We start from the raw sequence: 19,231 nt of genomic DNA on the forward strand, positions 1-19,231 counted from the left end.
CTTCAAAAACGTTTCTTCTATTACATATGTTCCGCAACTAAAGCTTTCAATTGATCTTTTGTATGCACCCCAATTGCTTTATCAACGACTTGGCCGTCTTTTTTCAACAACAAAGTTGGAATAGACATGATCCCGAATGAAGCTGGTGTTTCAGGATTTTCATCCACATCCATTTTCACGATCTTCAATTCGTCTTCCTCATATTCATTCGCTAATTGTTCCAAGATCGGCGCTTGCATCCGACATGGACCACACCAAGTTGCCCAAAAATCAATAAGGACTAAGCCTTTATCGGTTTCTTCTGAAAAAGTTTTATCAGTAATTTCTTTTGCCATCGTACTTCCCCTCCATTTTTAAAACTAAAAAAAGTATACCACGTATCGGAAGTTTTTTAAAATCGTCTGCTTACAAAAGGTAAGGGTTCTTAAAGGTTAGTTAAACTTCACAATGGTCGCCCCATTGCCCCCTTGATTTGCTGGCGCAAATTCAAAACTTTTCACCGAGCGATGATTTTTTAGGTAGTCAGTGATCCCTTGACGCAATGCGCCGGTTCCTTTTCCGTGGACGATCGTCACTTGCGGATAGCCTGCCAAAATCGCTGCATCTAAATACTGATCCACTTCATTGAGGGCTTCTTCGTACCGCTTACCGCGTAAATCCAACTGATTGACCACTGGACTGCTGTCAGCAGAACGAATCGTATTGACGATACGCTGTGTAGGCTCCTTCACTGGCGCTGCTTGTTGGAGATCTGTTTCTGGCAAATTCATTTTCAAAATACCGATTTGGACTTGCCATTGATTTTTGCCTGCTTTTTTCAATAAGACCCCGCGCTGCCCATAAGATGTTACAAGCACTTCGTCTCCTTCTTTCAGCGTCTTGGCTGCTTTGGCTTTTTGCAGAACCTTGTTTTTTTGCAGATGTTCTTCTTGTTGCAGTCCTGATAACTTGGTGCGCGCGTCGATCAGCTCGTGTTCTTTGACCTTCGTTTGACCGCCGGCTAACTGCATTTTACGAATATCGGCAATGATTTTTTCAGATTCTTCTTTGGCTTCTTCAACGATCTGATTGGCTTTTTGCCGAGCTTTCGCCAATTCTTTTTCACGTTCTTCAAAGAAATAACTATAGGCTGCTTCTAGCTCTTGGTGCAAGCGGGCCGCTTCTTTTACATGATGACGGACTTCAAGATACTCGGTTTCCGTCATTTTTCTTCGATTTTCTAAATCAGCGATCATTTCATTCAGGTCTTGGCTTTCTCCATCCATGATCTCTTTGGCTTGATCAATGATCGTATCTGGCAAGCCAAGTCTTTTCGAAATCTCAAACGCATTGCTTCGTCCTGGAACCCCGATCAACAAGCGATAGGTCGGACTTAAGGTATCAACATCAAATTCCATAGAGGCATTGATCGTATTGGATCGGTTATAGCCATAAACCTTCAATTCAGGATAATGGGTCGTCGCCATGACATAAGCCGACTTAGCCCCAAGTTCGTCCAAAATCGCAATCGCTAGTGCCGCCCCTTCTTGAGGATCGGTTCCTGCGCCTAATTCATCAAAGAGAACTAAGCTTGTCTCGTCGACTTTTTTCAACACTTCAACGATCGTTGTCATATGAGAAGAAAAGGTCGATAGACTTTGCTCAATGGATTGTTCATCCCCAATGTCCGCAAAAATCTCATTGAAGACACCCATTTGGCTTTCTTCTTCTGCCAGAATTGGTAAACCAGCTTGGCCCATGATCTGCAATAGCCCTAATGTTTTTAAGGTGATGGTTTTCCCACCGGTATTCGGCCCAGTAATGACAACGGCTTGATAGTCTTTTCCAATCGTAATATCGTTAGGAACGACTTTTTCTTGATCGATCAATGGATGACGTGCTTGCTTAAAAAAGACATGGTTGTCTTGATTGATCGCTGGTACGATTGCCTTCATCTCTTTTCCAAAACGAGCCTTGGCATTCATGAAATCCATGATCCCGATCACATACGCATTATGGAGAATCTCTCTCTGATATGGGGCTAACTCTGCTGACAATTCTGCTAGAATACGTGTAATTTCATCCCGTTCCGCAATTTGATGCTGGCGCAAACGGTTATTTTGTTCCACTACTTGTTTCGGTTCGATAAACAAGGTTTGACCAGAGGAACTTTGGTCGTGGACTACCCCGCCGAAAACACCTCGGTACTCTTGTTTGACTGGAATCACATAACGCTCATTTCGCATGGTTACGATCGTATCACTTAGATACTTTGCATTGCCACCTCGGACGATGCCATCCAATGTCTCGCGAATCGTCCGTTCTGCTCGTCGGATCGATTGGCGAATTCCACGTAGTGCTGGAGAGGCATCATCTGTGACTCGGCCATCCTCATCGATAGCTTCTTTCAAGCGTCGATTCAAGGTTGGCAAAGACACCAACTGTTCTTCCCAGTGATACAAGCGGGAAAATTCAATCTCGCTTTCAGACAAATCAGCAAAAAAGCGTTTCAATTCCTGCGTAGTTGATAAGACACGGGCAACTTGTGCCAACTCAATGCCGTTTAAATCGGCGCCAATTTCGATCCGTTTCATTTGGGGACGAATATTCTCAATCTTTGGTACAGGGATTCCGCCTCTTAAACGTTGGATCTTGATCGCGTCTTCTGTTTCTGCTAGCCAAGAGGAAATGACTTGCGCATCACTTGATGGCGCAAGCTTTGCTAAGGCTTCTTTTCCTTGGGCTGTTACAATATACTGACCGATTTGACTCTTTACTTGTTCAAATCCTAAAACATCAAGGATCTTAGTATTCATTCTTTTCTCACCTGCTTTGTTTTAACTTTTTGTTCCTAAGAAAAAGGCAGAATGGCTCTGCAACCATCTGCCTGCTTTTTACCCAATCACATCTGTGATCCACAATCGATAGAAGTAATCTGAGAGAATCGGCGACCGATCAACGATGAAATTCGCAGTTCCGCTCGTTTCAAACAGATTTTGAATCGTGGCAAACGGGATCATTGAGAGAATCATGAAAAACATGTACAAATTGATATACATCAAGATAACATTCAAAACACCCGCAACTGCCCAGTCATAACCACCTAAAAAACGTAGGCGTTTGTAACGCAAACTGTCTGCAAAAATCACCACTAGTTTTGTGATCAGCCATCCAGCAAAGAGCACCATCACAAAAGCAATGGCTGCATAATAGGCTTTGTCTAAATCTAAAGCCAGTTCCATATCGTAGTATTTTAACTTTGAGTCCGCCGTTACTGACATATAAGGAACATAGAGCTCAATTTTCTTCGCAATTTCTTGGTAATTTGCAACTGCAAAGAAAAAAGAGATCAAATAGCCCAAAACTGAGACCAATTGTAAACTGGTTCCGCGCCGTGCGCCGCCGTAAAAGGCTGCCAACAACAAAACCAAGACAAATAATCCAATCATTTAGGTATCCTTTCTACGCCGCACTACCCATGGGCTGTCTTTTCTTGAATTTTTCGTTTCCTTTGTTCATTTAAGATCTGTTGTGCTTCCACATGATTATGGATCTCCACATCACTGCGACCTGTCTCATCGAGAACTTTCCGTGCTTCGGATTCAATCGCTTCGATCCGCTTAATGCGATTCTCAAGCTCCGTTGCTTTAATGGCTTGTCCTCGCAGCTCGTCCACCTTTTTTTGTAGGACCAAAAGCTGTTCTTGTTTTTTCAGCTGGTCGGAAACAGCGTTGATCGCTAATAAGATCGACGCTTGTTCTTGATCGGTTTGTGGCGATAATTGCATGATCTCAAGCAGTTGGTCATTGACCAATCTTGTCACCATATCCATGTGTTCTTTGCTTTCGCGTCCAATAATCGTGTAACTTTGATTCGCGATAACTGCTTTATAACGTTTCTTTTGCTCCGTCATAGGAATATTTCCTCCCATTGCTTACATTCTGCTCTATTCTATCACTTATTGAACATGTGTCGCAAACTCTTAACTATTATACGTGATTTTCTTATGAATTTCCATGCCAATCGTTTGTTTGCTGATCGTCTTAGTAAAAAAGAATAAGAAGTATGGTAAAATCTTAAAGTATCCTTTTGTCTACCTAAGAAAAGACAAAAAAACAGGAGGAATCAAATGAGTACGATCGTTATCAAAGTACCAACTTCAACTATCCAAAAGATGCAGCAATTTTACCAACGAGAACTGCTGGCTAAGAAAGTTCCTTATACAGTGTTTGTCGCCAAAAAAGGGCCAACGACGATCACTGCTTATACGTCTGGAAAAGTCATGTTTCAAGGAGCGACTGCTGAAAAAGAAGCTTCCTTATGGGGCGATACGGCAAGTGCTGTACCGGATAAGAAAAAAGCGACTGTTTCAACCACTGCGTTGCCAGCAGGATTTAGCGAAAAAAGCGTCGTCGGCAGTGACGAGGTCGGCAACGGCAGTTATTTCGGTCCTTTGGTGGTCTGTGCCGTCTATGCCAAAAAAGAGCAATTGCCACAGCTGAAAGCCTTAGGTGTCAAGGACTCAAAAATGCTGACAGATCCAGAGATCCGTAAGATGGCGCCGAAAATCAAAGAATTGGTTCCTTACCAATTGCTCACTGTTACACCCAGCAAATACAACGAGATCCAACCAAAATACAACACGGTCCGAATGAAAGTTGCTTTGCATAATCAAGCCATTCGTTTGCTTTTGCAAAAGATTGCTCCTGAGACACCAGATGCCATTTTGATCGATCAGTTCACAAGCGAAAAAAATTATCGCACTTATTTAAAGTCGGAACAAGCAGCGGTTACCGAAAAGCTCTATTTTGCGACGAAAGGTGAACAATATCATCTAGCAGTAGCGGCAGCCTCTATTTTATGTCGTACAGTCTTTTTGGATGAATTAGATGCAGCCTCTAAAGAAGTCGGTTTGCGCTTGCCTTCTGGCGCCCACGCAGCTGCTGACCAAGTTGCCGCAAAATTACTGCAGCAAGGTGGCATAGCACTATTGGGCAAATATGCCAAACTGCATTTTGCGAATACCGAAAAAGCACAGAAACTCGCTAAACTGTGAGTTCTCGTATTTTCAAAAAAACTGCCACTGCTTCTGATAAAGGAAGCAGTGGCAGTTTTTGTCCTCAGTACCAGTTGAATGCTGCGAATCAAAGCCCTAAGCCCGCTGCTTCGATTCCCATCGTGATCAACCCAGCCAAATAGTTTTCTGAAAACCGATCTGAAAAGTGTAACTTTGGTAAGACGCCATAATGAAACACTGCTGCCAGCTGCTTTTCCAAAAAAGAGCGCGGCACAAGCGCCTGCCACTCAGAGGGCAAAAACAAAATGACTTGATGCGGGTCCGTGACTGCCACGATCGCTTGAAGAGTGGCAGTCACTTGCTCTTGGATCGCCTCTGTTGCCAAAGGGTAAGAAACTTTGTAAAGATGCGGCAAATGCTTGATTTCGCCACTTAAATGGTTGGCTCCTTTAAAGAGCTGTTGGTCGATGACCAGTCCCGCACCTGGCGGATAATTTTTCGGAAAATAAATGCCAGCCACGATTTTTTTCTCTTCTTTGAAATGGAATACCGCTGCATTCACGTCATTCTCAATAAGCGTTTTTACCGCGATCTCCTTTTCAATCAATTCCCCTAGCGCCATGTCCTTAAATGCTGGAGCATCCATGATCTTCAGTCTTCCAGCAATTTCCACACCAGGAATTCCCACGACTGCCAAGCTGATTTTCGGGTATTCCTGTTTTATCTGACGAATCACTTGCAAGAACTGCGGCAATCGGCCCTCTGCTGACTGCTCATGATGCAAAATGTTCCCGACGAGATCGACGACTGAAAAACGAATCACGATCTGCTGGTCTTCTTCGATAAACTGAATGATCAACAACAGTGTCCGTTGCGCATTGTACTGGTAAGCCGCAGCTTGACGTCCTCCCGTTCGTTGCGGTTGATCCGTCGTCAAAAGCAACTGCTTTTCTATCAATTCAGGAAGCAGCTTGTTGATCGTTACCACGCTTAATTGAGAGGCATCTGCCAGTTGGCGCTTGGTCATAGGCGCTTGCTGCTGTTTTAGCAAATCCAGCAATACTGCCTGATTATGTAATTTAATGGTCGTTGGCTGATAAGCTTTCATTTTTCTCCCCCTCAACGCTCCTATTTTAACAGATAAAAAGCTGGGAATATACCTTTATTAATTTTGTTAACAAAGGTATAATAGAAGCAACTTATTAAACAAAGTTTACTAAGTTCAAAAAGGAACGAAGAAAGAACGACGCATGTTGCTTATTAAAGGAGTTGTCAATAATGAAAATTGAACACATCGCACTATATGTCAATGATTTAGAAAAAATGAGAACATTTTATGAAACCTACTTTCAGGCGGTCAGCAACCCAAAATACCATAATCCGAAAACAGGCTTTCAGTCCTATTTTTTGACCTTTGATTCTGGAAGTCGGTTAGAATTAACGACCAAGAAATTTTTAAGCCCTCGTGTCAGTGAGAGCTTAGGCTACACTCACCTTGCGATTGCAGTAGGTGATCAAGCTGACGTTGATCGATACGCTCAACGGTTTGTTGAAGATGGCTACCCTCTTTTAAATGGTCCTCGTACGACAGGCGATGGCTATTATGAAGCAGTTGTCCAAGACCCCGAAGGCAATTTGATTGAATTAACCACCGACGATTTACCGTCTTAGAAAGGATTTTGCAATGAAAGAAGATTTTGATTATCAAGCGATGTTGGCTGGTCAACTGTATCAAGCTGCCGGTATTCTCCCTGAGAATGGCTCAGTGGAGGGGAAAAAACGTGCCCAGGAAATCAACCTTTTACCAGTCGATGACCGAGAAGGAATCATCGCCAAAGAAAAAGCACTCTTTGGCAAATTTGGGCAGCATTGCTTTATCCAACCACCCCTTTTTGTCGACTATGGTCGCCATGTTGAGATTGGTGATCACTTTTATGCCAATATGGATTGCATTTTTTTAGATGTCAATAAGATTCTGATTGGTGATCATGTGATGGTGGGACCACGGGTCAGCTTCTATACAGCCGGCCATCCGATCGATTCTGTGATCCGCAGTCAAGATTTGGAATTTGGCCTACCGATCACCGTCGAAGATTACGTTTGGATCGGAGGCAATAGTACGATTTTACCAGGTGTCACGATCGGCAAACATGCCATCGTCGCTGCTGGTTCCGTCGTCACAAAAGATGTGCCGCCGAATACGATCGTCGGCGGCAATCCAGCCCGTCTGATCCGTGAGATTCAGCCGACTGACAAAGAGCATTGGGAAACGGCCGCCCAGCTTTATTATCAAAAACGAGCAGACTGGCAGAAGCAGCAAAAATAACGAAACAAAAGGAGACGCCATGATTTTTACAGACTATCACGTTCATAGTGATTACAGCGATGATTCTTGGTATTTGATGGAAGATGTAGTCAAAGACGCCATTAACCTAGGCTTAGCAGAAATCTGCTTTACCGATCATGTGGATTATGGGGTCAAAGAAGACTGGCAAGCGACGGATGCGTACCTCGTCGGAGCCAATAAAGTCGTAAAAAATGTCTACTACGACTTGTATTTTACCGAACTGGCACGCTTAAAGGAAACATACAGTGACCAAATCAAGCTAAAAACTGGGCTGGAATTTGGGATGCAAATGCACACGATCCCACAATTTACCCGTCTTTATCATTCGCATCCCTTTGACTTCATTTTACTTTCCGTTCATCAGGTAGACGATCAAGAATTTTGGACTGGAGAATTTCAAAAAGGACGCAGCCAACAGGAATGCTACGAGCGCTATTATGATGAAATGTATCAGCTGGTCACGACATATAAAGAGTATTCCGTCTTAGCTCATATGGATTTGATTCGTCGTTATTTAGATAAAGAGAAGGATGCTTTTGAACAAACGAAAGAACAAATCGCAGAGATCTTGAAAGTCGTGATCAAAGATGGCAAAGGCATTGAACTGAATACCTCTTCCCACCGTTACGGAATCAATGGGTATACGCCATCGATCGAGATCCTCAAGCTTTATCGTGACTTGGGGGGAAGCGTGCTAACCATCGGCAGCGACAGTCATAAACCAGAGCAGCTCAGGTTTCAAATCAAAGAGGGACAAGATCTTTTACGATCATTAGGATTTACTGAACTCTGTACGTTTGAACAGATGCAGCCGATTTTTCATCGTTTTGCTTAACCTAAAAATCACCTGATAAAACGCATACTGAAGCTACCTCGACTCGTTAGAGTTTTGGTCTAACTGTTCGAGGTTGCTCCATGATCAGGTGATTTTTTGTTGCTCAACGAACCGAATGCTTTCGCGCAAACTCCATGACTGGCGCAAAGTTCAGTAATAATAAGATGGCAATCAGCCCTACGCCAAATAATGCCAGATAAATTGGAACCAAGGCTAACAGCAGCCAACTACTAATGATGATCATAAAACTTAACATATATCGGCTGGATTTCAAAATAAATAATTGGAGATTAAGCAAAAGAGCTTCCTTGATTGAAAGAGACGGTGCCGTTGCGACCACTAAAAAATAATTGATCGCAAACGTCAAGGCGACGATCAGCAGAAACAGATTTAGCCATTTCAATTCAGTGATTTGGATCGTGACCCTCAGTAACAATAAATTTGCACTACATAACCCAATAACGACTAAAACAGGAAGCCACCCTAGAAGACTATGCTTAAATTTCCTGCGATAGGCCAATAAAAATACTTTTGGGGTACCATCTTTCTCCTTTGCTTCTTTCAAATAGATGAGTAACGCTGTAAAAGCTGGGGCTACTGGCAAGAAGGACAGGAGAAACAATGGTAAGGTGCTAAGTTTGATTTCCATTGTTAGCAATAAAAAAAGAAGGGGTAAATTGAACAACCAAAACAGCAGCGTCCCTAGAAAAGTATAGATAATATAATTTAAATAAGATAGATGATGAAACAGTTTGTAGCTATCTTTTTGATTGATCTCCGGTTGTCGAATATTTTTTTCCATCTGTCGCTCCTTGTAACTCTATTTTTCTATATGCGATCGTCAGTTTTTTCATAAGCTCTTCAACTTATTTTGTCCCGCTATTGCCAATCCCCAAATTGATTTGGAACAAATATTTTTGTCCTAAGAAATAGATAACGATCTGTGGAAGTGTCAGCAGCAATGACATTACCATTAACATCGACATATTGACGGTACCCGCTGGATTGGAGGTGGCGGACATAGATTGTGCGCCTAAAGCTAAGGTCATTTTGCTCGTATCTGATACATAGATCAAAGGACCCATGATGTCGCTCCAAGCAAAGTTAAAGGTAAAAATAGCAATGGCAGCCATCGCTGGTTTGATCAAAGGTAAGACTATTTTGGTAAAGGATCTAAATGGTCCTAAACCATCCATTTCTGCCGCTTCAAATAAGTTTCCCGGAATCGCCGTAATAAATTGGCGAGTAAAAAAGATATTATAGGCAGAGCCAAAGAATTGCGGGATGATCAGTGGCCAAAGAGTGTTATAAAGACCTAAGTTTCTAAAAATCAAAAACACAGGAATCAAGGTGATTTGACCTGGTAACATCATTGTTCCTAATACCAATAGAAACAATTTATTTTTATGTTTATACTTCATTCGGGCAAAGCCAAAAGCAACCAGTGTCGAAGAAATAATTTGTCCAACAATGCTAAGAACGACGATCAGCATCGTGTTGAAAAACCACAACAAGATTGGTCGCTCTCCTGAAAAGGAATCTCTAAACAAATTGGTGAAATTGGACAAATAGAATTCCATCGGCAGTAAAGTGAACTGTTCTTTGATATTTGACTCCGGCGAAGCTAGTGCAATCGAAATCATATAAACGAATGGAATGATCAAAATTCCCGCAAACAAAATCAAGGTCAGATAGATCAATAATTTAGATACTTTGGATAGATTTTTATCTAACACTTACTTCACCTCCTCTTCATAAAATACCCATAAGCTTGAGCTCTTCAGCACGATCAAGGATAAGACCATCACGATCATAAACAACACCCAAGCCATTGCCGAAGCATAGCCCATCCGATAAAATGAAAAGGCATTTCGATAAAGGTACGGAACAATCATTTCGCTGGCATAATCAGGCCCACCACCGGTCATCATATATACTTGAGTAAAGGTTTGAAGGGAGCCAATGACTCCGGTAATCAGGTTGAAAAATAAAATCGGCGAAATTTGGGGAATGGTTATACTAATAAACATCCTGAATCTGGATGCACCATCAAGAAGTGCCGATTCATACATTTCTTCCCCCACACTATTGATAGCAGACAACATCAAAATCATTGTTCCACCGACACCCCATAGAGAAAGGAATACGAAGCTCCAAAGCACATGGTCCTTACTCAACAGCCAAACTGGTCCGTCGATACCAAATAAGGCTAGTGCCTGGTTGACTAGTCCTTTGGAAGAAAGCAAACGGGTAAACAGCATCGTGCTCGCAACGATTGGTACAATGGAAGGTAAGTAATAGATGGTACGAAAAACACGCATCCCTTTCAAATGAAAGCTCAATAAATAAGCCATACCTAATGAAAGTAACAAATTGATTGGAACACTGATCAAGGTATATTGAAAAGTATTTGCTAAAGCTTTTAAAAAAATATCATCCTTAAAAAGACGCAGATAGTTATCAAATCCGATAAAATTAAATTCCGAAAACATATCCCAATCAGTAAAACTCATGATGATCGAAAAAATCATTGGTCCAATGGTAAAACAAACAAACCCAATGATCCAAGGTGAAACAAAGGCAAAAAACCAGCGGGACTGAGTCCGCTTACGCTTTTTTTGATTTAGTTGAAGTTGTGTCGCTGAAATGTCCAATAGGAAACCCTCCTTAACTAAGGTGCTTAAGGAAGAAAATTTTTTCTTCCCTAAGCTATCCTTTCTCTGAATTAATATTGTTCCATGATTTTTTCGCCAGATTCTTGCATTTTCTCAAGCGCTTCTTCTGGTGTTAAACGGCCAAGGAGCATTTCTTTTACTTGATTACTGAACTCACCGGTCAGTTCTCCATAGTAAGGACCTTCGAAAATACCATCGATCACAACACGTTCTGTCGAGATTCCTACGACGTCCAAGCGAAGATCTTTCCCATTTACTTGTCTATTGGTAAATTCTTCAGAGTTCAATACTTTGATATTGGCAGGAGAATCCACTAAACTTTCACCAAGAATTTTTTGTGCTTCTTCGCTCGTCATATATTCAATGAATCGAAAGGCGGCATCTTGTTTGGTCGATTGCTTAGAAATCGCTAAGGCACTTCCGAAAGGCCATGTAACTTTTTCATTGAAGAAAGGCATCGGTGCAATATCAAAATTTAAATCATCCAGTTGTGTGAAGTTGCCAATATTCCAAAATCCTGTCGTCAACATACCAATTCTACCTTGTGAGAACATTGAATCCGCACCAGACTGCGCAACAGATTCATAAAATTCATATGTGCCAACATAACCGTCTTGGTATAGATTATTAAACCAAGTAAGAACTTCTAAGTTTTCGGGAGAATTGATCACAACCTCATTATTTTCCACAAGGGAACCACCATTGGACTTGATAAATACTCCCCAGTTTGGCACCCAATCCATTCCACTAGCACCATACTGAACCGTTTCGCCGTTTTCTATTTTTGTTAATTTTTCGGCAGCAGCTGTGTATTCTTCAATCGTCCAATCATTTGTCGGGTATTCGATCCCTGCTTCATCAAATAAGTCTTTATTGTAGTAAAGAATTTCCGGGCCCCCTCTATCCGGCAAACCAAATGGTTGGCCATCATAGGTATATTGGGTTATTGCCTCCCCCCAATTGCTTTCTACGTCAATCGATGATTCCTCAATATATTCTGAAAGATCAATAAACAATCCCTTAGAAGCAAAGTTTTGCCCATTTTCTGCCACTTGGACAACGTCAGGTGCTTCATTTCCGGCATACATTGTTTGCAGTTTGGTGTCATAATCACTTGGCACTTGAACGAAGTCTACTTTTATGTCAGGATTCGCTTCCTCAAAGGCTTTGATGCGTGGCTCATAGATGGGAAGGTCACCTTCACCTCCCCACGTATAAAACTGGATCGTTGTGATTTCTCCATCCGAATCATTATTGTTGTTTTCTTGCCCACAAGCAACAAATAAGACTACTGAAGACGCCAATAAAGATGTTTTAGCAATTTTCCCAAAGTTCATAGCCATTTCCCCTTTTCTTATTCATTCGTTGTAACGCTCTTCAAGGTAACGATCGATTGCCGAGGGATTGTCAGTTCCTGAGAAGTGATGCTCTGCTCTTCTAAATCAGATTCACCATCTGTCGTATAGCTGATGATTTCACCAAATCCGACTCCTTGAAGATCAATCTCTTTTTCCTGAAAACTGTTATTGATAAGCACTGTAATAAGTTCTTCTTCGTTTGCTTCATTTTTTCCCAAAAAGCTTACGACATTCACCTCTTTGTCGTCGCTGATTGCGGAAACTCTCGTGTACCCTGGTCGAATAAACTTGCTGAAATTCCCCATTCCCCAAAGTCTTTTTGTCGGAATAATTTCTTTTGAACCTAAGTTTACATAGATCAGACCATCCCGATAATCGTAACTACTGACTGCGATCCAATATTGCCAAGCAACCACATCAAGGATCGTTAAATCATCGTGTATCTCGTTGGCTAAATTTAGGGCAGAATCCATAGTGTAGTCGCGACCATTGATCATTTCTGTCCACTCAGACATTTTTAAGGTAACATCGATTTCCTTTTCTTCTAACCACTCTTTAAAATTCATTTTCTCGACGTAAGTTGTCCAATATGAATGGACTTCCCACGTGTCAAAGTAATTCATCAATGTATCATTTTCGATGATTGCTTCGAAATATTCCTTGCTGGTGTTTGCCCATTCTCCTAATTCAGGCATCGATAGCGCTATTTGTTTCAGCTCTGGTCTTTTTTGTTTTTCTTCAATAAATACCTCTAAGAGTGCGACTACTTCAGCTGGATCGTAGTAGGTTCCCTCCTGACCACCAGTCCAATCCCATTGTGGTTCATTGATTGGCGACACATGCGTGACGGGAATGTCTTCTTTTAAGAAGTGTTCCGTTACATCATAGACGTAGTTGGCAAATGCTTGATAATTCTCAGGAGCTAGATTACTGCGTTTTTCTTCCAGCTGATCACCATACGCAGAACCATTTTTCGTTAGCCTCGTCAATGGACTATTGACGAATAAATAGATATCATCAATTCCATAATCAACCGCTGTTTTCAGCATCCATCGTGCATTTTCATCCTTCGACCAATCATAGACTTCGGGTCCTTCTTCAAAGTTTTCTGCTCGTCGCCAGGGATCTTCAATGCGAGGACTATTTTGTAACGTACTTCCGGCGCCTAAGTTGTAGCGATAAGACGTCAAGCCAATCCCTTCAAGCGGATCAAATAATAATTCTGCGATATATTCTCGCTTCGAAAGTTCTGCTGTTTCTTCTTCGATCCAGCCACCAATATCTTGACTCCACCAAGCACCACTTGCGCCAAAGCTTTCAATTGTCTGGTAGGTTTCTGCCGTATTTAAGGTGATCATCGCCGTATCAATGACTTCATCTGTCTCTGGCTCTTTTTCTTTCTGTGTATTTTCCTCGACCGTTCCACACGCTGTCAGTATACTCAATAAGACCAAAGGAATAAGGAGTGTCCGCTTTTTTATCATGTACTTCCCTCTCTATTCTCTAGAATCAATCGTGTATCTGGTAGTCCAGGTGAGCGCAGCGTCACAACTGTCTCTTTCTTGCGCTCTCCTGCTACAAAGCAAAGCAACTTTCCTTGCATCGTTCTACGGAATGACTCTGTATAAGCGGTAGTATCTGCTAGATCACCATTCTCCAAACCTAATAATGTCCCATTTTCGACTTCTAGATAGACCATCACTTCTGCTGCTATCGGATTTTCAGCATAATCCAAGACTTGGCATTCGATTTGATGAAGGGTCTTATCTAGCGTTAAATCGGTAGCAGCTAATTTCTCCCGCCATCTTTGAGGAATTTCGTAATTCATAGCTGCCAAAGCAGTTGGCGCTGCTTCGGGTTTTATTTCATCATGCAGAATCGTTTCTTCAAATACTGCTTCGACCGACAAGTTTTTTGGCTGATAGTTGATCCGTGCAACATAATAACCAAAGGTATCATCATAACGAACATCGGGTACTTCCAAGTCGCCAATCTTCAATCGAATCTCTTTTGCATTTGTATAACACCTTACTTCAATTTCTTGCTCAGCTGGGTAAGACCATTTTCGATAGGTGGGTTCCCATTCTGCTCTTCGTTTGTTTTTCTCGTAAGGAATCGTTGTCAAATAAACAGTCGGTTCTTGACTCCACCAGCTCTTTCTCTTGTAATAACTAGCCTTTTCAATACCAGCCAATGTCAATAAGCCTGCCCCAGATCCGTGAATAGGCCAGCCATGGGCTTCCCCTAAATAATCAATGCCCGTCCATAAAAATTGTCCAGCGATATACGGAAGAGTGTTTGCCGTTTGCCATTCTTTAAACCCGTGACTGTTCTCACTCCCAATAAAAGGTTTATCTGGGAATTTGCGATGATCTTCTTCGTATAGATGTTCTTTGTAGTTATAGCCAACGACATCCAAGTGATCGATCAAGCCAATTTTCGTAGATAATTCTGGAAAAGCTGCTGCCAAGGTAACTGGTCGAGTCGGATCGAGTGTTTTGCTCAAATGGACCAGCTTTTCGGCTATCGTGCGTAACCTTCTCATATCAGGTCGATGTGGATTATAGATGCGCTCAGCTTCTGGTTTGCTATTGTCATTATTCCCTGTCATTTCAGCAAACAATGGACTAGCATATGGATCATTGGGATAATCAATCTCATTGCCAATGCTCCAAGCAATGATCGATGGATGGTTTCGATTGCGTAAAATCATATTTTCCAAATCTTTTTCATACCAAGTTGGAAAATGTTCTGCTGCTCCTTCTAACTTGGGTGGATACACATTATGACCTTGCCACCATTTATTTTTAGGATTTTCCCATTCATCAAATGCTTCATCAAAGACTAAAAATCCCATGGTGTCGCACAAACGATACAAAGCAAACGAATGAGGATTGTGTGCCATTCGTATAGCATTTGCCCCCATCTCTTTTAACTTTATTAAACGCCGTACCCATACCTCGCTCGGAACAGCTGTACCGAAAGAGCCCGCATCTTCGTGCAAGCAAACACCTTTGATTTTCAGCTTTTGCCCATTTAAAGAAAAGCCCTCATTGGCATCAAAATGAAAGGATCTGATCCCGATATACTCGTTGTATACGCTCTCAATTCTATTTAAGGACGCATCTTGAAAACTCACCTTTGTTCGTAGCTGATAAAGATTCGGCGCTTCAGGTGACCATAGCTCTGGCTTTTCAATTTTTGCTTTCAATGTGACCGTGCGGCGTTCCCCTGCGTTAAGTTGGATTTCCTCACTTATGTTCATCACTTTTTCCGTTTGTAAACTTTCCAGCACTTGTTCGATCCTAACAACACGGTCTTGTTTTAAGGTATTTACTAGCCGATGTTCGATCATGATCTCCGCTTGCCCCTCTGTAACACTTGGCGTTGAAAAACTCGTTCCGTATTCGTCGATATAAATAGAATCATGAATTTCAAGAGAAACAGGACGTGTGAGTCCATTTCCGTTATACCATCTTGAATCTGCCAAATCTGTGTGCTCGACACGGACACTAATAAGCAAGCTATCATCCGAATTGTAAGTTAAAATCTCTGTCAAATCATAATAAAATGAAGCATATCCTGAAGGTCTAATCCCCATATGATAGCCATTGATCCAAACCCGTGCATTTTTATAAACACCTTCAAAATGAATTTTTACGACTTTATTCGTAAGGTCACCCAACTCTTGCAGCGGCTGTTTGGTTCGATACCAACCTATTCCTCCGGATAGATACCCTGTTCCGCTTGAAAAATGTTTTTCAAAGGGATAAGAGACACCCCAATCATGAGGAATCGTTACCTTTTCCCAAATAGAATCATCAAAATCTTTTTTCCATGCTTCTTTTTCTTCTTGTTTTGAGAATCGCCATTCATTCAAAAAACGTTTTTCCATTTAACCCCTAACCTCCCTTTTACCAATACTCACATAAAGAAATCGCTTTCTTTCACTTAATTTTACTAAAACATTTAATGAAGAACATAGTCTATCCGATTCATTTTCATGTATTATATGATATGAAGAAAAAAAAGCGCCTACTTTTTCGTAGGTAATAGGAGGGAACTATGTACCACATCCATTCGAATATATTTAATCCTGAAATTATTTATGTCGTTGACTTTTGGAATAAAAAGAAAAATCTTCGGGGCTACCACCATCATGATTTCATTGAGATCAGCATCGTATTAGAAGGAACCGTTGATTACGAATTCAATGAAACCCGCACAAGGCTATATACTGGTGACACGCTCCTTTTTAACCCTGGCCTTCCCCATACCGAAATCCATCCAGCAGGGATGGAATCCCATGAACTTCATATCGGCCTTTCTAATATTCTGATCGAAGGACTTCCTTTTAATACCTTCCCTAATGAAGATCCCCTGCTCAATTTGGGGATTTATCAAGAAGCGTTCTTCAAAAAAGCATGGCAGCTGACCCATGAGTTTAACAGCCATAATATTCATCACGATTTGATGGGCAAAGGAATCATTCTCGAAATGCTAGCTTTGATTTTAAGAAGTTTGACGCCCTCCGATCCAAACAATAGCCTGTCAGTAATTTCTGAAAAAGATAAACAAAAACAAACGCTAGTAAACCATACGATTTATTATTTGGAGAATCATCATCAAGAAGACATCACTTTGGAAATGCTAGCGGACATGCTTTATATTAGTCCTGCCCAACTTTCAAAAGTTTTTCGGAAAATCACTGGTCGTAGTCCGATTAAATATTTGATCGAGATTCGTCTCAAACATGCCTATGAGCTGTTGCTTCATACCAATTTGACCGTCAAAGAAATCGCAGAAAAAGTAGGCTATCATGATCCTTTTTATTTTAGTAAACTATTTAAAAAGCATTATGATCTTGCTCCTTCTAATGTTCGTAAAAGAAACTAACTGAATTTGCAGACAAAAAAGGATGCATCGCTGCACCCTTTTTCTTATACGACTACTTGCTTCATATAGCCTGTTTTGTCAAAATCTAATGGGGAAATGCGAACCTGTCGATGAAATCCGCGGGCTTCTTCTGGATACTTACTAAGTGGAACAGCAAAGCTGTGATAAGCAATATAATATCGATCAAAATGTTCCAAAATGCTGTGATGACCGGTTCCTAAAATGCCTTTCTCAACATTTTTTTGTAAGATAGGATAATGATACTGAATCGGTCCATACAATGAAGATGAGGTACCATAATTCACATGATAGTCTTCACTGCGGGTATCTTCTCCCGACCAGGTAAAGTGATACAAATCATCTTTTTTCAAAACAGTAATGGCTTCTCGAAAATCTTCCAGCCCTTGATATTCTGTTAGCGTATCAAGTTTGACAGTCCGCATGTCATCTCCCAACGCTACGATGGCAGCAGTCCCTCCCGCAGAATTGCCAAACAATAGATAATACTTTCCAGCTTCTACGTAAACAGATGGATCAATGACTTGACTCATGTTTAACCCATAGTCATCGATAAGATCAGGACTCAATAGCGGTTTCTCATCTGCAATAAAGGGACCTGTTGGATGATCCGCATAAGCGACACCGATTCCTGAGCGTCCATCCGCCATTTTTCCAGTAAAGTAAAAATAAAACGTTCCTTCTTTTTCTGCTATACAGGGTGCCCACGCACCACCGATCGTCCACTTCACCTGAGCGGATGCTAGATCAAGGATCGTCCCTTTATTTGTCCACTGAGTGAGATCTTCTGATTCAAATACCGAAAAGCTTGTCCCAGACCAATCCGTAAAACCATCTGATGTTGGATATAAGTAAAATTTCCCATTAAATGAAACCAAATCAGGGTCAGCATAAAGTCCCTCTAAAACCGGGTTTTTTTGTTGATAATAGGTCAGTAGTCGTTGATACTCCTCATCTGTGATCGTGATCACCCCACCATGGCGCTTGATAGATTGACCGAAGTCGAAGGCAGAAACAGGTTCGAAAACGCCTGTTGTGAGATCATCACTTACTGCGATCCCATATCCTGTGCCTTTTTTAAAGTGATCTACGATCAGCGCCCATTTGCCATCAGGTAATTGGTACACTTGCGGTCCTTCAACCCCTTCTAATTGAGCGAGGTATTCAGAAGTTACTTCCTGATAGTCTCCTGTCAGCTGTTGACTGCGATCTAAAAAAATGCGACTATTTTCTTCGTTTTTTGTAAAACGATAATAATACCCCTGACTAAAAACAATCGTTGTATCGATCACATCCATCGTTTTTTCAATAAATAGCACAGGCTCAGTAAACGTCTGAAAATCCATAGTAGAAACAGAATAAATCTTATGGTTTCCATTAACCTTTGCAGCAAAATAGACAAAAAATGTCTCTTTTTCTGCGTCATAAATTGCCTCTGGCGCCCACAAATTCCCTGCACCTTCTGGAGCAATCGTTGCGGTCCATGGGTTTGTCCAATACACAAGATCCGTTGATGACCAGATAACCATCTGGCGGCTACCATTGGTTTGAGCATGTGCCCAGCCAAGTCCCTTTTCAATACGCAAATCTGTCGCAATGAGATAATACGTGTCCTTCCCCTTAACCAGAAAAGGATCTCTGACTCCTTTTTCCCCAAGATCACTTTTCAAAACGGGATGGCCTTGATTTAAATCTGTAAAAGTCAATCCATCCTTGCTCACACTAAAGTATACTTGCTCACCATTTTTTTGCTCGCCAGTGAAATGACAAAATAAATAAGCTGTCATTCAATCCCTCCTAATTCCTTCTCTATGCACTCGACTTCCTTCTCTCTCATTTTATAGAAGTCCCCGTGAATTTGTATAAGTTGATGAACGAACTTTTATAAGATTTTGAAACACTTGCTTTCCTATTTTCTTACACGAGCGATTCCATTGACTTGCCATTTTTTGCTATCTCTTGTCAAAAATCGTCGGCCATTATTCTTTCATTTTCTTTATACCTGAAGTTTGTGCAGCAAATAAACGATCAAAAAAAGCACACATCCACTTTCGGATGTGTGCTAACTCAACATTAAAATCGATTGAAGATTTAATACACTTATTT

17 protein-coding genes are annotated in these 19,231 nt (G+C 41.3%); 5 read left to right on the top strand and 12 right to left on the bottom strand.

Annotated features, from left to right (window positions below; genetic code table 11):
* Positions 1 to 20: 20 nt before the first annotated feature.
* From trxA to zapA, 4 genes are all read right to left on the bottom strand, one after another.
* Complete coding sequence (gene trxA / locus IGJ74_RS13810) at positions 21 to 335, bottom strand: thioredoxin (protein ID WP_005228645.1); 315 nt, start codon at positions 333 to 335, stop codon at positions 21 to 23.
* A gap of 96 nt (positions 336 to 431) precedes the next feature.
* A complete protein-coding gene (locus tag IGJ74_RS13815) occupies positions 432 to 2,795 on the bottom strand; it encodes an endonuclease MutS2 (protein ID WP_087665033.1) in 2,364 nt (787 codons plus the stop codon).
* A gap of 78 nt (positions 2,796 to 2,873) precedes the next feature.
* Positions 2,874 to 3,428 (bottom strand): CvpA family protein, encoded by a 555-nt coding sequence (locus IGJ74_RS13820; RefSeq protein ID WP_005228642.1) that lies wholly within the window; start codon positions 3,426 to 3,428, stop codon positions 2,874 to 2,876.
* A 23-nt stretch (positions 3,429 to 3,451) separates the two neighbouring features.
* On the bottom strand, positions 3,452 to 3,892 hold the full coding sequence (zapA, locus tag IGJ74_RS13825) for a cell division protein ZapA (RefSeq protein WP_005228634.1): 441 nt from the start codon (positions 3,890 to 3,892) through the stop codon (positions 3,452 to 3,454).
* Positions 3,893 to 4,108: 216 nt separating this feature from the next.
* Here zapA and rnhC point away from each other — a divergent pair, with 216 nt between their 5' ends.
* On the top strand, positions 4,109 to 5,035 hold the full coding sequence (gene rnhC, locus IGJ74_RS13830) for a ribonuclease HIII (RefSeq protein ID WP_087665034.1): 927 nt from the start codon (positions 4,109 to 4,111) through the stop codon (positions 5,033 to 5,035).
* Between the two features lie 88 nt (positions 5,036 to 5,123).
* Here rnhC and IGJ74_RS13835 read toward each other — a convergent pair whose 3' ends face one another.
* Positions 5,124 to 6,104 carry an ROK family protein gene (locus tag IGJ74_RS13835; RefSeq protein ID WP_086297807.1) on the bottom strand — a complete coding sequence of 327 codons (981 nt, stop codon included), beginning with the start codon at positions 6,102 to 6,104 and terminating at the stop codon, positions 5,124 to 5,126.
* Positions 6,105 to 6,274: 170 nt separating this feature from the next.
* Between IGJ74_RS13835 and IGJ74_RS13840 the strand changes: the two genes are divergently transcribed.
* Genes IGJ74_RS13840 through IGJ74_RS13850 form a run of 3 tightly spaced genes read left to right on the top strand, consistent with a single transcriptional unit; the run spans position 6,275 to position 8,178 of the window.
* Positions 6,275 to 6,667, top strand: coding sequence for a VOC family protein (locus IGJ74_RS13840; RefSeq protein WP_016619764.1), 393 nt, complete (start codon positions 6,275 to 6,277; stop codon positions 6,665 to 6,667).
* A gap of 13 nt (positions 6,668 to 6,680) precedes the next feature.
* A complete protein-coding gene (locus IGJ74_RS13845) occupies positions 6,681 to 7,322 on the top strand; it encodes a sugar O-acetyltransferase (protein WP_086372304.1) in 642 nt (213 codons plus the stop codon).
* Positions 7,323 to 7,341: 19 nt separating this feature from the next.
* Positions 7,342 to 8,178, top strand: a complete 837-nt coding sequence (locus tag IGJ74_RS13850; RefSeq protein ID WP_016612656.1) for a histidinol-phosphatase HisJ family protein — start codon at positions 7,342 to 7,344, stop codon at positions 8,176 to 8,178.
* A gap of 103 nt (positions 8,179 to 8,281) precedes the next feature.
* Here IGJ74_RS13850 and IGJ74_RS13855 read toward each other — a convergent pair whose 3' ends face one another.
* The 6 genes from IGJ74_RS13855 to IGJ74_RS13880 form a co-directional block, all read right to left on the bottom strand.
* Positions 8,282 to 8,980 (bottom strand): DUF624 domain-containing protein, encoded by a 699-nt coding sequence (locus tag IGJ74_RS13855; protein WP_016612657.1) that lies wholly within the window; start codon positions 8,978 to 8,980, stop codon positions 8,282 to 8,284.
* Positions 8,981 to 9,044: 64 nt separating this feature from the next.
* On the bottom strand, positions 9,045 to 9,914 hold the full coding sequence (locus IGJ74_RS13860; RefSeq protein ID WP_016619769.1) for a carbohydrate ABC transporter permease: 870 nt from the start codon (positions 9,912 to 9,914) through the stop codon (positions 9,045 to 9,047).
* Complete coding sequence (locus IGJ74_RS13865; RefSeq protein WP_223347117.1) at positions 9,915 to 10,832, bottom strand: carbohydrate ABC transporter permease; 918 nt, start codon at positions 10,830 to 10,832, stop codon at positions 9,915 to 9,917.
* A gap of 71 nt (positions 10,833 to 10,903) precedes the next feature.
* On the bottom strand, positions 10,904 to 12,190 hold the full coding sequence (locus tag IGJ74_RS13870; RefSeq protein ID WP_233499057.1) for an ABC transporter substrate-binding protein: 1,287 nt from the start codon (positions 12,188 to 12,190) through the stop codon (positions 10,904 to 10,906).
* A 17-nt stretch (positions 12,191 to 12,207) separates the two neighbouring features.
* The gene (locus tag IGJ74_RS13875) at positions 12,208 to 13,695 is read right to left on the bottom strand and encodes a glycoside hydrolase family 30 protein (protein ID WP_087665036.1); all 1,488 of its coding nucleotides are present in this window, start codon (positions 13,693 to 13,695) and stop codon (positions 12,208 to 12,210) included.
* Complete coding sequence (locus IGJ74_RS13880; protein WP_087665037.1) at positions 13,692 to 16,106, bottom strand: glycoside hydrolase family 2 TIM barrel-domain containing protein; 2,415 nt, start codon at positions 16,104 to 16,106, stop codon at positions 13,692 to 13,694. The genes IGJ74_RS13875 and IGJ74_RS13880 overlap by 4 nt, the downstream gene beginning before the upstream one ends.
* Positions 16,107 to 16,276: 170 nt before the next feature.
* Here IGJ74_RS13880 and IGJ74_RS13885 point away from each other — a divergent pair, with 170 nt between their 5' ends.
* On the top strand, positions 16,277 to 17,107 hold the full coding sequence (locus IGJ74_RS13885) for a helix-turn-helix transcriptional regulator (RefSeq protein WP_016612664.1): 831 nt from the start codon (positions 16,277 to 16,279) through the stop codon (positions 17,105 to 17,107).
* Positions 17,108 to 17,151: 44 nt separating this feature from the next.
* Here the strand turns inward: IGJ74_RS13885 and IGJ74_RS13890 are convergent, their stop codons facing one another.
* Entirely contained in the window at positions 17,152 to 18,912 is a 1,761-nt protein-coding gene (locus IGJ74_RS13890; protein WP_087665038.1) for a family 43 glycosylhydrolase, read from the bottom strand.
* Positions 18,913 to 19,231: the final 319 nt, after the last annotated feature.

Origin of the sequence: Enterococcus sp. AZ009, assembly GCF_050548785.1 — a bacterium.
In the GTDB taxonomy this organism is placed as follows: Bacteria; Bacillota; Bacilli; order Lactobacillales; family Enterococcaceae; genus Enterococcus_D; species Enterococcus_D entomosocium.